This window comes from Afipia carboxidovorans OM5, from assembly GCF_000218565.1.
Taxonomy (GTDB): Bacteria; Pseudomonadota; Alphaproteobacteria; order Rhizobiales; family Xanthobacteraceae; genus Afipia; species Afipia carboxidovorans.
The window spans coordinates 1,348,561-1,361,542 of record NC_015684.1; the positions used below are offsets into that span (position 1 = coordinate 1,348,561).

The following is a 12,982-nucleotide window of genomic DNA, read 5'->3' on the forward strand; positions in this document are numbered from 1 at the left end:
CGACTTGATCCCGGCAAAGGTGGTTATGCTGCTCCGGAAGCAATTTTGGAGGCCTCAGCGGCGGCATGTTGAATGCTGTTGGACATCTCGTTTGTCACGGCGCTCTGCTCTTCAATGGCCGCCGCGGTGGACGTGACATACTCGCTGACATTGTTGATCGCAGTCTTTATGGCACTCAGCACCGCGACCACGTCGCTGGAGATGCCATTGAGACTATCGATCTCAGCGGCGATTTTATCGGTTGCCTGCTTGGCTTGATTGGCAAGATTCTTGACTTCCGACGCGACCACGGCAAAGCCGCGACCCGCTTCGCCAGCGCGAGCGGACTCGATCGTGGCATTCAGAGCCAGCAAATTGATCTGACCCGTAATGTCGTGAATGAGCTGAACGATCCCGCTCATCGATTGGGTTGCTTCCGTCAGACGAAGAGCTTGCGTATCCGCGAGGACAACTTGTTCGACCGCGCCCGTGGCTGTGCTGCGTGATTTGACCATGGCTTCCGAGATCTCGCGAACCGATGCGCTGAGTTCTTCGGAGCCTGCCGCAACCGACTCCATCATGGACCTGACCCGCTCATTGCCAATCCGGACGAGAACCTGCCGGGTCACGTCTGCGGCGTATTTGACGACCTTAAAGGGCTTGCCGTTGAGGTCGAGGATGGGGTTGTAGGAAGCCTGGATATAGATCTCCTTACCATCCTTGCGGATCCGCTTGAACTCTGCGGATTTATATTCGCCGCGATTAAGCGCCGTCCAGAATTCACGATAGGAGTCGGAATTTCGCTCGTCAGCATCGACGAAGATGCTGTGATGCCTGTTCTGGATTTCCGGAAGAGTATAACCGACGGCATGCAGGAAGTTTTCGTTGGCGGTGACAATCGTGCCGTCCATATTGAATGTGATCACGGCCTGTGACTTGCCAATCGCCTCGATCTGCCCGGCAAAATCGGCGTTCTTCAACTTGCTGGCGGTCACATCCGTGGCGAATTTTACGACCCCAAAAGGCCGCCCCTTCTCGTCCATGATCGGATTGTAGGACGCAAGGATCCAGACTTCCTTGCCGCCTTTCCCGATGCGCTTGAACTCGCCGCTGACATAATCTCCGCGGTTAAGCTTGGCCCAGAACTCACGATACGCATCGGTGTCGCGCTCCGATGATGAGACGAACATGCTGTGATGCTTGCCTTGAATGTCGCCAAGCGTGTAGCCGAGCGCATCAAGGAAATTCTGGTTGGCGGTTAGAATGGTGCCATCCAGATCGAATTCGATGACCGCTTGAGTTTTGTTGATGGCATCGAGTTTTGTAGTCTCTTTTCTGTTGGAATTCTGTTTCTGTGCGATGTCGGTCGCAATTTCCACCACTCCGCTTAACCGCTTATCGCGACCCATAATTGGGTTGTAGGACGCTTCGATCCAAAGCTCGCGACCGTCCTTGGTCAACCGCCTGCACCGGATGGTGCGGGATTCGCTGCGCTTCAATGCAGCCCACAGGTCCTTGTATTCGGTATCATCACGCTGGTCGGCCGGCAGAACCGACGAATGATGTTTGCCTTGAATATCCTCGAGGCTGCAGCCGAACGTATCGAGAAATTTCTTGTTGGCTGTGATGATCAGGCCATCCATGTTGAATTCGATGATGGTGTGCGACTGACCGATCGCTTCGATTTGCGCATGAGAGTCAGTGTGAGATTTACGAGAAAACATTGCTGTTCCTTGTGATTCTATGGCGTTTGGGAATTTTCGAGAAAACTGGAGAGTGGAGTGACGGCTTCAGCTCGGGAAAGTTTGAGAGGGGATCGAAGTTGAAGGCGGCAGAGCGGTTTCTGCTGGATCCGATATGCGCGCGGTGTTCGCAGGAGCTAGTTCCTGCAAAAGCGAGCAGAGGGTTCTGTTTGCTGTTTGAATGTCAGTAACGACGCTGATCTGGCTGTGTCGCAGAGAGCTTTGATCCTCAATGGAGATAGCCCCCTCCGAGAGGACGTGCTCCATCTCCAGGTAGAAGTGCTCGAGCTCCTGCATCAGCGCGTTGAGCCCTTCGACCAGCGAACCGAGGGTTTGGTTGTTGGGGAAGGCAGATTGCGGAAGGATGTGGTCGGACGCGTCGTTTCTCTTGGCTAAAAAATTAAAGATAGTCGCAGTCATGAAATGGCTCTGCCTCGCTGTGTGTGCCGCATGTCGTCCCGCAGGAAGGAGCGGAACAACGAGGCCTAGAAAACGCAAACAGCGTTAAGTTTCGCGGCTGAGAGCCAGTTTGCCGATTTTAGGATTTTGTTAAGGAAGGTTAAGAAAATTAAAGAGTGCGTTCATCTAGATTAACAGCGCGCCTAAAAGCGGCGATAGATCAGCGGGAAATAGATACCGTGGGCTTGGCGGGTGGCGAGTAGGAGATGCCACTTCATTAAGAGAATTAACCGGAGTAAACAAAACATTTAGTTGAGTTGAGAGACGATTAGATACGTTTGAAATATATTTTAAATAATTTCTCAAACCGCATCGAGGAGTAGGCATGAGTGAATACGCAGAATCAAAGTGAGAATCTGAGCGCCTCCGAGGAAATGGAGGCGATCGAAGCGGAATTAAAGGAAGTCTATCGCGTCACACCTTCCAGCGTTCGGACTACTGTCTACGACGTTATTAGGCGGACATCTGCCGAGTTCACCGATCAATTTTATGATGTGGTGATTAATCAGCCGGGCGCGCATTTTTTCCTCGACCATCAACTTGTGAATGAGCGCCTCCATCGAGCGATGAAGGAGTGGCTCGATGACTTGTTCAAGCGTGATGGCATTGAAGCCAAGTCTTTTATCCGGAGGCAGCAGCAGGTTGGCTGGGTCCATGCGCGTATAAAGGTGCCGGAGCGATTGGTATCGCGAGGTTTTCGCGAGCTGAAGCGAAATATTATCATCAGCCTGCGCGGAACGCGCCTGTCGCGTGAAGACCTTTCTGCCGCTATCTATTTTGTCTCTGCTTTGCTCGATCTCGGTTTCGACGTGATGACGTGCGCTTACATTGATCGCTCTGAGCGAAGCGTACGGTCGGATGAAGCATTTCGGCTCTTTTCTTTGGGCCAAAATCTCGTGACGGAGCGTGAGCGCCAGCGCGCATCTCTTTCAGAGTGGGCTCAGTCGTTCTTTTTCACCCTACAGGTGGGCACGAGCCCTCTTACTTTTGTTCCGATATCGCAATCAGATTTTGGTTTGTGGGTATTTCATCGTGCCATTTTATTGTTTGATCGCTCCTCCGAGTACGAGCGGCTCATTGATGCTATAAAGAATGTCGAACAGATTTCTGAACTGGTGACGTTTTCTCCGCCTCAACAGCGGATCGATTATTTACGGAAGATCAAAGCGGCAATTGGTGAAATCAATTCACTCCTCGCTCTCTTGTTCGACAATTCGCTGGAGGCGCAGGGTGCGCGCGATACGTTGACGCAGCTTCTCAATCGGAAATTCGTCAACACGGTGATCTCCGCGGAGATCACCGCGCAGAAGGTGTCGACTCATCCATTTTCAGTGCTGATGATCGAGATTGATCGATTCGATCAGCTGCGATCCCGTTTGGGCGAGACGGGCGGTGACATAATTGTTCAGCGCACCGCGCAACTGATTTTTGACTCGACCCGCACAAGCGACAGCGTCTTCAGTATGGGGCGCGAGACGTTTTTGGTCGTCTATGTCGAGGCGAATCTATTGGCTGCAAAGCAGCTCGCTAAATTTATTACGGATCGATATGCAACGACCCATTTCAGCGTGAACGGGGAAACGGTGCTGGACTGCTCACTCAGCGTAGGGGTTGTCGAATATGACGGTCATCCCGATCCTCGAGAACTGGTCAACCGGGCGCAGCGTGTCTTGTTGGAGGAGAAGAAGATAAAGCGCGATACTCCGCACTCCAATCCGTGAGCGATTTCATTAGCTCATGTTGGCGTATTTTTTGACGGCGGTATTTTTATTAGTCTTGCTAGCTGCGAATTTCAGATCCACATTATGTATAGGCATTTATAGGCGTAATTTCTTATTTTGTCGCCGCTTGCCGGAGATGCACCTGAGCACAATGCTCAGGTGCATCTTCGTCAGTCCGTTTTTTCGTCTGACGTAACACTAAGCGCTACGCTGCACGCGTGCTCCGTGTTGCTGAATGCTGGATAAGAGTTTTGCAAACTCGACCGATTGCGATTTGGTGATTGTACTTGTGGTCAATCGGATTCCCGGAGGGCTGTTCAGCCTGAAGATCGATCCAGTTCTGACGATCCATCCGGCTTCCATCAACCGTTGGGCGGTGAACTGTTCGTGCTCGACTGGAATCCAGACATTGATGCCGTCTGCTCCGTGGCTCTCGATGCCGAACTTGGCGAGCGTTTGAACGAAGGTCTCCCGCCGCTTTTTGTACAGCTCTGAGGCCTTGCGTATCGTTGCCTCGTAATCGGCTGCGCTGGTTGTCGCAAGCAACGTCTTCTGAAGAATGCTGCTGACCCAGCGATAGGTAAACGCGCTCAATCCAATGACCTTGGGTCCAAGCTCTTTGCTGGAGTTTACAAAGGCGAGACGCATATCAGCGCCGACGTATTTCGAGACTGACCGGATGACGCCCCAATTGGGGCGATCGTCCGAGACCAGTGTGACGGGTTTAAATTGTGAGAGTGCTGAAAAATGGTCGTCTTCGATAATGAGGACATCCTTGTAGCGTGCGATGACTGCTGCAAGCTCTTTTTGGCGGGCCGTCGACCATGAGCCGCCGTAAGGGTTTTGTGCGCGCGGTGTCAGGATGGCAGCTTTAACGCCGCTCTTGAGCGCCTGGTCGAGAGATTGAGGAATCGCGCCTTCATCGTCGACCGCGACCGGAACAGGCTGGTAGCCGAGTTCGCGCAATAACCCCAAGGTTGTCATGAAGCAGGGGTCTTCGACGGCGATCGGGGATCTTTTCGGAAGGGTTGCCCGTAAGACGACAGCGATGGCGTCGAAAGTGCCGTTCGAGATCCAGATATCGCCGATGGGTATGCTGTCCTGGCGAAACTGCTGAGTGGCGTATTCGAGAAGCGCCGGTTCATCGGGGGCGTCGTCGTAGTCGCGGTGGCGCCATTGGCAGCGCTGCAAGGCTCCGAAAACGTCGGGAAGAAGCTGAGGGTCGGGGTTGCCCGCTCCCATATCGTAAATGAAAGGAGGGGGTTTCGTGGCGCCCATACCGGGAGTTGCCACGCGGCTGCCTTGGCGCCCACGCCCTTCGATAAGGCCGGCATCGGAAAGCTGTCGGTAGGCAGAGGCAACGGTATTGCGGTTCACGCCCAGTTTGTCTGCCAATGTCCTGATCGGCGGGAGGGCTTCGCCCGCGGCAAAGGTGCCGCGTCGAATGGCGGCCTCGAGACTGCTCATGATCTGCATAGCTGTCCGGCCGGTGACGACCCCATCAGAGGCGGTTGGCTTTGTTTGCACGGATAATGTCTTTGCCATTGCTGACATCTCTTGGCTGGAGAGGAGCGAGTCGTGAGACCCATCGAGTAACGCCACTGTTCCGAACGCTCTCTATGACAAAATCTCGAGTTTCTTGAGAATTGTCCAGACAAAATATAATTTGATCTATTTATGTCTTGATGCAGGTTATTTGTCTGCTAGAACCAACCGGAAGCCGAACCGCCGCAACAGGAGAAGCACCATGCTTCCACCGGACAAGCACCTCACGATCGGATCGATGCTGTTTCCAGGTCTCGACCAGATCGATCTTACCGGCCCCTTTGAGGTTCTGTCGGCTATTCCCAATTCGACGCTGCATGTCGTCGGGAAGACCAAGAGCCCGGTTAAGGACTTTCACGGGCTGAACCTCGTTGCCGATATGACCTACGACGAGGCTCCCGATCTGGACGTTCTGCACGTGCCGGGCGGCCCGGGGCAACAGGCATTGATGGAAGATGAGGAGACTCTCAACTTCATCCGCAAGCAGGCATCAAAGGCGACGTATGTATTTTCCGTCTGCACGGGCGCCTTGCTTTGCGGTGCTGCCGGCTTGATCAAAGGCAAAAGGGCGACAACGCATTGGGCGTCTCACCATCTCCTGCCGTACTTCGGCGCGACGCCGGTGGACCAGCGTGTTGTGATTGACGGCAACTGGGTCTTCGCTGCCGGCGTGACGTCCGGAATTGATGGTGCGTTGCATGTGGCCGCTTTGCTGCGCGGCCAGCCTGCGGCGGAGCAAATTCAGCTTTACATGCAGTATCAGCCTGAACCGCCGTTCGATGCAGGGACTCCGGATCGTGCCCCCAAGCAGGTGTTGGAGAACGCGCGCAATGCGGTCAGCAAGCTGACAGCGGATCGCCTTGCGACCGCAAAGAAGATTTCCGCGCAGCTTGGTATTAAGGTCTAGGGATTGGTTGACCCCGACGAAATTGATTTCGTGTGGGGAGGCGGGCTTTAAACGGCAGGCGTGCGTAACATCTTTCTGAGACGGGGCGCGACGTAGTCGATAAATGCCCGCACTTTGGATAGCTCCGCTCGTCCATCGGGCACGACCAAATGAACGGGTAGAGGGTCCGGCTCAGCGCTCTTAAGCAATATCTGTAGCTTGCCCTTCCGGACTTCTTCTTCAATTTGATAGGACAGCACGCGGACAACACCGCGCCCGTCGGCCGCGCTACGAACCAGGGATTCGATGGTGTTGACGCTCAGGCGAGGCTTCAGCCGCACATTGCGGTGGGCTTTCGTCCCGGGCTTCGGTGGGAAGGTCCAGACCTCACCATGCCCAAGTTCGAAGTTCGAGATGCAGTTATGCGCCGCCAAGTCCGACGGAGTGCGAATTGCGGGTCTACCCTTCAGATAGGAGGGGGAGGCAGCGATAACACGGCGCACGCTGCCGATCTTTGTGGCTATCAATCCTGAATCAGGCAGATGTCCAATTCGTAGGGCGACGTCTATGCCTTCCTCGGCCAGATTGACCTGACGATCCACAAGAAGATACCGGATTCTGAGTGCCGGATACTTTTCCAGAAAATCATCAATGACGGAGCGCAGGATTCTTGTTCCGAACAAGACCGGTGCGGTAATGGTCAGCACGCCACGGGGAGAGGAATGCAATCCCGCCGCCGCGAGATTAGCTTCCTCCAGATCGTTCAAAATACGACGGCATACGACCGCGTATCGTTCACCGGCTTCACTGACACGGACGCTCCGTGTCGTGCGGTGAAGCAGTTCGGTGCCGACATCCGCTTCCAGAAATGCAATCGCACGTGTCACGGCCACCGGTGAACGGTTCAGGCGTAGAGCGGCTTTGGTCAGATTGCCTTCATCCAGAACGGCAATGAAGACCCGGATGGCATCGAGGCGATCCATTATTTCATTTCCAGAAATAAAGTTATACCCATTTCATCCATTATTTCAAAGATGACCAGAGCATATCTTGTTTTCGTACATGCATAATTCTCCGGAAAAATACCATGAAACTCTACTATGGACCACTGTCCGGCCACTCACACCGCGCGCGGCTTTTTCTGTCGTTGCTCGGAATGGATTACGAGCCGATCGAACTTAATCTTCGCGCCGGTGATCACAAGACTGCCGAGTTTCTCCGCCTCAACAGTTTTGGCGAAGTTCCTGTCCTGGATGACGACGGCACCGTTATCGCGGATTCCAATGCCATTCTCGTTTATCTCGCGAAAAAAAGTGGGACGACAGACTGGCTTCCCGAAGATCCTGTTACGGCCGCGAATATTCAACGCTGGCTCTCGGTTGCGGCAGGAAAGGTCGCTTACGGCCCCTGTGCCGCGCGGCTTATCACGGTGTTTGGTTACAAGATGAATGCGGACGAAGCCATCGAGCGATCGCATGCCCTGTTGCGTGTGATGGATGATGAGCTTCGCAACAAGGATTGGATCGCGGGAACGGTCGAGCCAAGCATCGCGGATGTCGCGCTCTATAGCTATATCGACCGCGCTCCGGAAGGGAATGTCGATCTGGCTGCCTATGGTCATGTCAGATCATGGCTCCGCCGGGTCGAAGCGCTGTCCGGATTTTTCCCCTTCCGTAAAACGAAAGCAGGCCTCGAGGCAGGAGCCTGATCGGAGGTGACGTATGTCACATCCAGGCAACGACGATAAACTCTCTCCGTGGCACGCTGGCGAAGTGCATATGCAGCGCTGCGCCGGCGTCGCCGATCGCATGGGCGTCGTGGGGCCGCGGGTCATTCGCCGCCACCTTATCGACCAGCATCGCCTTTTCTTTGCAGAGTTGCCCTTCATTGTGTTGGGAGCGGTCGATGGGCGTGGCGACGTTTGGGCGACGCTCCGCGCAGGCACTCCCGGCTTCCTCCATTCGCCCGATCCATCGTTGCTGCGTGTCGAGATCGGTCGTGATCAGACGGATCCGGCAGACAGCGGCATGAACGATGGTGACGCTATCGCTCTTCTGGGCATCCAGCTCGAGACACGCCGCCGCAATCGGCTGAATGGCATCGTCCGGCGCAACCGAAGCGAGGCGTTCGAGGTTTTGGTGCAGGAATCCTTTGGCAACTGCCCGCGCTTCATTACGCCTCGAAATCTGGAGTTCACTCGCGATCCGTCAATAACCAGAGTGGGCGCGACCGTAGAATTGCCGTGCCTCGATGGCGCATCGGTTGAATTGATCTTGCGCGCGGATACGTTCTTCGTGGCGTCTTATGTCGACGCTGAGCGGGGCCGGCGCGTCGATGTTTCGCATCGTGGCGGCAGAGCCGGCTTTGTTCGGATCGACGTCAACACGCTCACGATTCCCGATTATGCAGGAAACATGTTCTTCAATACGCTCGGCAATTTCCTTGCCAACTCGCGCGCGGGATTGGTGTTCGTGGACTGGCGGAGCGGAGATTTACTGCAGATGACGGGGCGGGTCGAAGTGCTGACCGCCTGCAGCGAAGGCGCCTCGTTCGAAGGTGCTGAGCGAGCCTGGCGCTTCACGCCGGAGCGCATTGTGAGGAGAGCGGACGCGCTGCCGTTGCGAATGAGCTTGCCTGTGTCTGCCGTGCGCGAGTTGGCCGATACATCGAGCTAATCAGGCTATCCAGTATAGATGGATTTGTATTGGGCCCGCAGCGCTTCTTTCAGAACCTTGCCCATCGTGTTGCGTGGCAGCTCATCGACAAAGATGATGCGTTTCGGCAGCTTGAATTTGGCGAGACGGCTATCCAGCACCTGAACGATAGCGTTCTCGTTCAGATTGCAGGAAGCAGCCTTGACGACGATGGCCGTGACGCCCTCGCCGAAATCAGGATGCGGCACGCCGATCACCGCGCTCTCAATGACGCCGTCGATCTCGTCGATCTGGGTTTCCACCTCTTTGGGATAGACGTTGTAGCCGCCGGTGATGACAAGGTCCTTGCCGCGACCGACAATCGAGAGCACGCCGTTGTCGTCGAGTTTGCCGAGATCGCCCGTAATGAAGAATCCGTTGCTGCGCAACTCCGCCTCGGTTTTCTCGGGCATTCGCCAATAGCCCTTGAACACATTCGGTCCACGCACCTCGACCATCCCGACGTCGCCATGCGGAAGAGGCACGCCGGTCTGTGGGGCCGTGACGATAACCTCGATGCCTGGAAGTGCCGCGCCGACTGTTCCGGGTATGCGCGAACCGGAGTAGGGGTTGGAGGTGATCATGTTGGTTTCGGTCATACCGTAGCGTTCGAGAATGGCGTGGCCGGTACGCTCGCTCCACTCCCGATGAGTGTCGGCCAACAGTGGGGCCGAGCCTGATACGAACAGCCGCATATGCGCGACGGTCTTCGCATCGAGCCAATCTTCCTGAAGCAGGCGGGTATAGAATGTGGGAACACCCATCATCACCGTGGCTTGGGGCAGTTTCTCGCGGATGACCACAGGGTCGAATTTCGGCAGCAGGATCATCGATGCGCCAGCCATCAGGACGATGTTGGTGGCGACGAACAGGCCGTGGGTATGAAACAACGGCAGCGCATGGAGCAGAACGTCATCCGCCGTGAAGCGCCATGCATCTGCCAGCGTTGCCGCATTCGAGTAGAGATTGCGATGGGTCAGCATCGCGCCTTTTGAGCGGCCGGTCGTACCGGACGTATAAAGGATGGCTGCGACATCATCGGGGCCGCACGGTGCAGCATCAATCTTGGTGGATGCAGTCCGGGCCGCCTCCATCAGAGAGCCACTTCCCTGCGTTCCCAAGGTGAGAACCGACGAGCCGGGCAGGCGTGCCATGAGCAACTGGATTGCGTCATGAGATGCAGGTCTGCAGACTACGACGCGTGGCTCGGCGTCGCCGATGAGGTAATCGAGCTCGCTCAATGTATAGGCAGTGTTGAGCGGCAGATAGATTGCACCGACGCGCAGACACGCCAGATACAGGATCAGGGCCTCGGCCGATTTTTCAACCTGAACCGCGACACGATCGAGCGGCTTAACGCCGTTGCCTTTCAGGACATTGGCGATCTGTCCGGCGAGATCGAAAGCCTCGCGGTAACGGATGCGGCGCCCGTCTTGCGTTTTGATGAAAGTCTTATCCGGATTCGCGCAGCGCGCAACGAAGGCCGTATACAGATTGGCCATTTCGTCTGTCATTACTATTTCCGCCCTGAGTTACGCTACGATCTTCCTGTTGTCCTTGCGTTCGACTGTTGCAGGGCGCAGCTTTCCGCGCACGGCGGATGATGCCGCCACTTCTCCGGCTTCTGCGAACGCCTCGTGGTTCTCCTCGATACTTTTTAGATCGTAGAGATAGTTGACCATCAGTCCGTAGGACTGGCGGATGCCGTTCGCGGACGTATCGCCGAAAGGATTGAGGCGCTCGAGCCTCGCGCCATTGCCGAGATGAAATCGGGCTACTGGATCGATCGGCTTCTGGTGGTCGTTCTTCTCCACCAGGAAATATTGTGCGGCTGCTCCGTCCAGCGTGGTGGCGAGGCGTGTACGCTCCTGATCGTTATGAATTCCGCCGCTTTGCCGCAGACTCTCCAGCGCGTCTATATCGGCTGGCGTCAGCCATGCCGGGGCGGCGCTCAGTTGCCGGTCGAGCCATTTGGCAAAACCGGGGACCGGCGACAGCGTCACGAACGTGCGAAGATTGGGAAGCTCGCGTCGCAGATCCTCAACCACTTGCTTGATGAGGAAGTTCCCGAACGACACGCCGCGCAAACCGGCCTGACAGTTTGAAATCGAATAGAATACCGCAGTGTCGGCCTCGGTGGTGCTGATAGCTTGACGATCCGGCGCAAGCAGCGGTGCGATACTGTCGGGAATGTCACGCGTCAACGCGACTTCGACGAATATCAGAGGCTCGTCTGTCATCTGAGGATGGAAGAAAGCAAACAGCCTGCGGTCTTCCGGCTCGATCCGTCGCCGCAGTTCGGTCCAGTCGTGGATGGCGTGCACCGCTTCGTAGCGGATGATCTTTTCAAGAATGTTGGCGGACGTGGTCCAGTCGATCCGCCTCAACACCAGAAAGCCCCGGTTGAACCAGGACGAGAACAGATGCACGAAATCGGCGTCGAGAACGTCGAGTTCGGGATGCGCCTTGCGATGAGCGAAGATTTCCTCGCGCATCGAAACCAGTCTGCGGGTGCCACCCGGCGCGAGATTGAGGCGGCGAATAAGTTCCTGGCGACGAGGCTCGGCGGCCGCATGAATTGTGCGAAGAGCAGCTTCCGAAGGTTGTTCCTTCCACGCCGCTACCGCCGCTTCGAACTGCGGGATCGAAGGGCCGAAATCGGCGACGAGATCCAGCAGGAAACGCTTCTTCTGTTCGCTGTCGCCCTGGCTCCAGATGCTCAGGATCTGGTCGGCGAGTGCTACGCCGGACGCTTCACCCCGCCGGGAGAGCAGGGCATGGCAAAGATCGCGAATGTCGGGCTGATGCCCTAATAGCGGGACCTGGCGGCTTCCCGAAAACAGTGCACGCCCTCGATCCGCAATCTGACTAAGCAGATCGGCGAAGAAGGTCTCACGCATCAAGACTTCCTCCGTTACCATTTCGGAAGGACGCATCGTCCAGCGCGCCGCTTTCATCCGTCTCGGAAGCGGCCGGGGTCTCGGCGATGTCCAGGAAGGTGGCAGGCTTCAGCCGCTTGCGGTTGACGGTGAGATCGAAAACGTCGAAGCGGTTATAATAGCCGACGACATCATGAAACTGCTTCGGCTCGATGCAGCGGGTCAGATCGAACTCGGCATAGGCGATGCCTTCCTGATCCTGCAGCAGATCGCCGACGGCTTCACCTGTCGGGTCGACAAAGAAACTTGCAGCGCGTTGCGTACGGTCGATGACCTCGACGACGGATGGGTCGCGCGCAATGAGGAAATCGCGCATCGCGGCATCCATATAGCCAGCTGTCACGATACCGTAGGCTTTGGCCTCGAAGGAGTGCGCGCTGGCACGAATTCGGTTGGCTGCAACGTTGTTGAAATTGCCGCCGGTGCTCGGCCGACGGGTTGGCCACATCGGCGGCCAGCTTGAAATGTGAATCTGCTCGGCCTGCGCCATCAACGTATAGCGGGCTAGCGGATTGGTGTTCTCGCCGCAGATCAGATTTCCAATCCGCCCGATGGGCGTCGAAGAAACCTTGAGGCCTGCGCCGTCGCCTGCCGCCCACACCAGCTTTTCGTAGAAGGTGGGGACGAGTTTGCGGTGATGATTGAGAATGTCGCCGTTGCTGCCGATCAGCACGTTGCTGTTCCAGATCGCACCGACACTCGCGTTCGAGCTTTCGCTGATACCCATCGAGACGATCACGCCGAGCGCGCGTGCCTCGCGGCGCAGCGCCGCGATTTCGGGGCCGTGGAGCGACACCGATTGTTCGGCCATCAGCGTGAACAGGTCGTGGTTATCGATCGGCGCCCACAGAGCAGCCCAGACCGGAAACGCCGGAATGTAGGTTTCGGGAAACGCGACCAGTTCCGCGCCTGCATTCGCCGCTTCTCGCAGGATTGAAATCGCCTTCGCCGTGGTAGCGGCACGATCGAGAAAGACTGGCGCGGCATGAACCGCAGCAACTTTCACAAGCGACGACAT

11 protein-coding genes are annotated in these 12,982 nt (G+C 56.2%); 4 read left to right on the forward strand and 7 right to left on the reverse strand.

What is annotated here, in order from left to right; all coding sequences use genetic code 11:
* Positions 1-23: 23 nt before the first annotated feature.
* Together OCA5_RS06365 and OCA5_RS06370 are read right to left on the reverse strand one after the other, a co-directional pair.
* Positions 24-1,703 (reverse strand): methyl-accepting chemotaxis protein, encoded by a 1,680-nt coding sequence (locus OCA5_RS06365; RefSeq protein ID WP_012563950.1) that lies wholly within the window; start codon positions 1,701-1,703, stop codon positions 24-26.
* 66 nt (positions 1,704-1,769) lie between these two features.
* On the reverse strand, positions 1,770-2,141 hold the full coding sequence (locus OCA5_RS06370) for a hypothetical protein (RefSeq protein ID WP_013912962.1): 372 nt from the start codon (positions 2,139-2,141) through the stop codon (positions 1,770-1,772).
* 368 nt (positions 2,142-2,509) lie between these two features.
* Here OCA5_RS06370 and OCA5_RS06375 point away from each other — a divergent pair, with 368 nt between their 5' ends.
* Positions 2,510-3,901 (forward strand): GGDEF domain-containing protein, encoded by a 1,392-nt coding sequence (locus OCA5_RS06375; protein ID WP_012563949.1) that lies wholly within the window; start codon positions 2,510-2,512, stop codon positions 3,899-3,901.
* Between the two features lie 198 nt (positions 3,902-4,099).
* Here OCA5_RS06375 and OCA5_RS06380 read toward each other — a convergent pair whose 3' ends face one another.
* On the reverse strand, positions 4,100-5,446 hold the full coding sequence (locus tag OCA5_RS06380) for an aminotransferase class I/II-fold pyridoxal phosphate-dependent enzyme (RefSeq protein WP_013912963.1): 1,347 nt from the start codon (positions 5,444-5,446) through the stop codon (positions 4,100-4,102).
* Between the two features lie 202 nt (positions 5,447-5,648).
* Here OCA5_RS06380 and OCA5_RS06385 point away from each other — a divergent pair, with 202 nt between their 5' ends.
* A complete protein-coding gene (locus tag OCA5_RS06385) occupies positions 5,649-6,353 on the forward strand; it encodes a DJ-1/PfpI family protein (RefSeq protein WP_012563947.1) in 705 nt (234 codons plus the stop codon).
* A 47-nt stretch (positions 6,354-6,400) separates the two neighbouring features.
* Here OCA5_RS06385 and OCA5_RS06390 read toward each other — a convergent pair whose 3' ends face one another.
* Positions 6,401-7,315, reverse strand: coding sequence for a LysR family transcriptional regulator (locus OCA5_RS06390; RefSeq protein WP_012563946.1), 915 nt, complete (start codon positions 7,313-7,315; stop codon positions 6,401-6,403).
* A 104-nt stretch (positions 7,316-7,419) separates the two neighbouring features.
* Between OCA5_RS06390 and OCA5_RS06395 the strand changes: the two genes are divergently transcribed.
* Both OCA5_RS06395 and OCA5_RS06400 read left to right on the forward strand, forming a co-directional pair.
* Positions 7,420-8,040 (forward strand): glutathione S-transferase family protein, encoded by a 621-nt coding sequence (locus OCA5_RS06395; RefSeq protein WP_012563945.1) that lies wholly within the window; start codon positions 7,420-7,422, stop codon positions 8,038-8,040.
* A 13-nt stretch (positions 8,041-8,053) separates the two neighbouring features.
* The gene (locus tag OCA5_RS06400) at positions 8,054-9,007 is read left to right on the forward strand and encodes a pyridoxamine 5'-phosphate oxidase family protein (protein ID WP_012563944.1); all 954 of its coding nucleotides are present in this window, start codon (positions 8,054-8,056) and stop codon (positions 9,005-9,007) included.
* Positions 9,008-9,012: 5 nt separating this feature from the next.
* On the opposite strand, the gene OCA5_RS06405 is transcribed toward OCA5_RS06400, so the two are convergent.
* Genes OCA5_RS06405 through OCA5_RS06415 form a run of 3 tightly spaced genes read right to left on the reverse strand, consistent with a single transcriptional unit; the run spans position 9,013 to position 12,982 of the window.
* Positions 9,013-10,539: a malonate--CoA ligase gene (locus OCA5_RS06405; protein WP_013912964.1), complete on the reverse strand. Its 1,527-nt coding sequence runs from the start codon at positions 10,537-10,539 to the stop codon at positions 9,013-9,015.
* A gap of 18 nt (positions 10,540-10,557) precedes the next feature.
* Positions 10,558-11,925: a malonyl-CoA decarboxylase gene (locus tag OCA5_RS06410; protein WP_012563942.1), complete on the reverse strand. Its 1,368-nt coding sequence runs from the start codon at positions 11,923-11,925 to the stop codon at positions 10,558-10,560.
* Positions 11,918-12,982 carry a carbon-nitrogen hydrolase family protein gene (locus OCA5_RS06415; RefSeq protein ID WP_012563941.1) on the reverse strand — a complete coding sequence of 355 codons (1,065 nt, stop codon included), beginning with the start codon at positions 12,980-12,982 and terminating at the stop codon, positions 11,918-11,920. Before OCA5_RS06415 ends, OCA5_RS06410 begins: the two co-directional genes overlap by 8 nt.

What these genes read in the sequence shown, in the direction of transcription:
- OCA5_RS06365 (WP_012563950.1), bottom strand. Translation starts at nt 1,703, where the DNA reads ATGTTTTCTCGTAAATCTCACACTGACTCTCATGCGCAAATCGAAGCG.
- OCA5_RS06370 (WP_013912962.1), bottom strand. Translation starts at nt 2,141, where the DNA reads ATGACTGCGACTATCTTTAATTTTTTAGCCAAGAGAAACGACGCGTCC.
- OCA5_RS06380 (WP_013912963.1), bottom strand. Translation starts at nt 5,446, where the DNA reads ATGGCAAAGACATTATCCGTGCAAACAAAGCCAACCGCCTCTGATGGG.
- OCA5_RS06385 (WP_012563947.1), top strand. Translation starts at nt 5,649, where the DNA reads ATGCTTCCACCGGACAAGCACCTCACGATCGGATCGATGCTGTTTCCA.
- OCA5_RS06390 (WP_012563946.1), bottom strand. Translation starts at nt 7,315, where the DNA reads ATGGATCGCCTCGATGCCATCCGGGTCTTCATTGCCGTTCTGGATGAA.
- OCA5_RS06395 (WP_012563945.1), top strand. Translation starts at nt 7,420, where the DNA reads ATGAAACTCTACTATGGACCACTGTCCGGCCACTCACACCGCGCGCGG.
- OCA5_RS06400 (WP_012563944.1), top strand. Translation starts at nt 8,054, where the DNA reads ATGTCACATCCAGGCAACGACGATAAACTCTCTCCGTGGCACGCTGGC.
- OCA5_RS06405 (WP_013912964.1), bottom strand. Translation starts at nt 10,539, where the DNA reads ATGACAGACGAAATGGCCAATCTGTATACGGCCTTCGTTGCGCGCTGC.
- OCA5_RS06410 (WP_012563942.1), bottom strand. Translation starts at nt 11,925, where the DNA reads ATGCGTGAGACCTTCTTCGCCGATCTGCTTAGTCAGATTGCGGATCGA.
- OCA5_RS06415 (WP_012563941.1), bottom strand. Translation starts at nt 12,982, where the DNA reads ATGTCGTCGCTTGTGAAAGTTGCTGCGGTTCATGCCGCGCCAGTCTTT.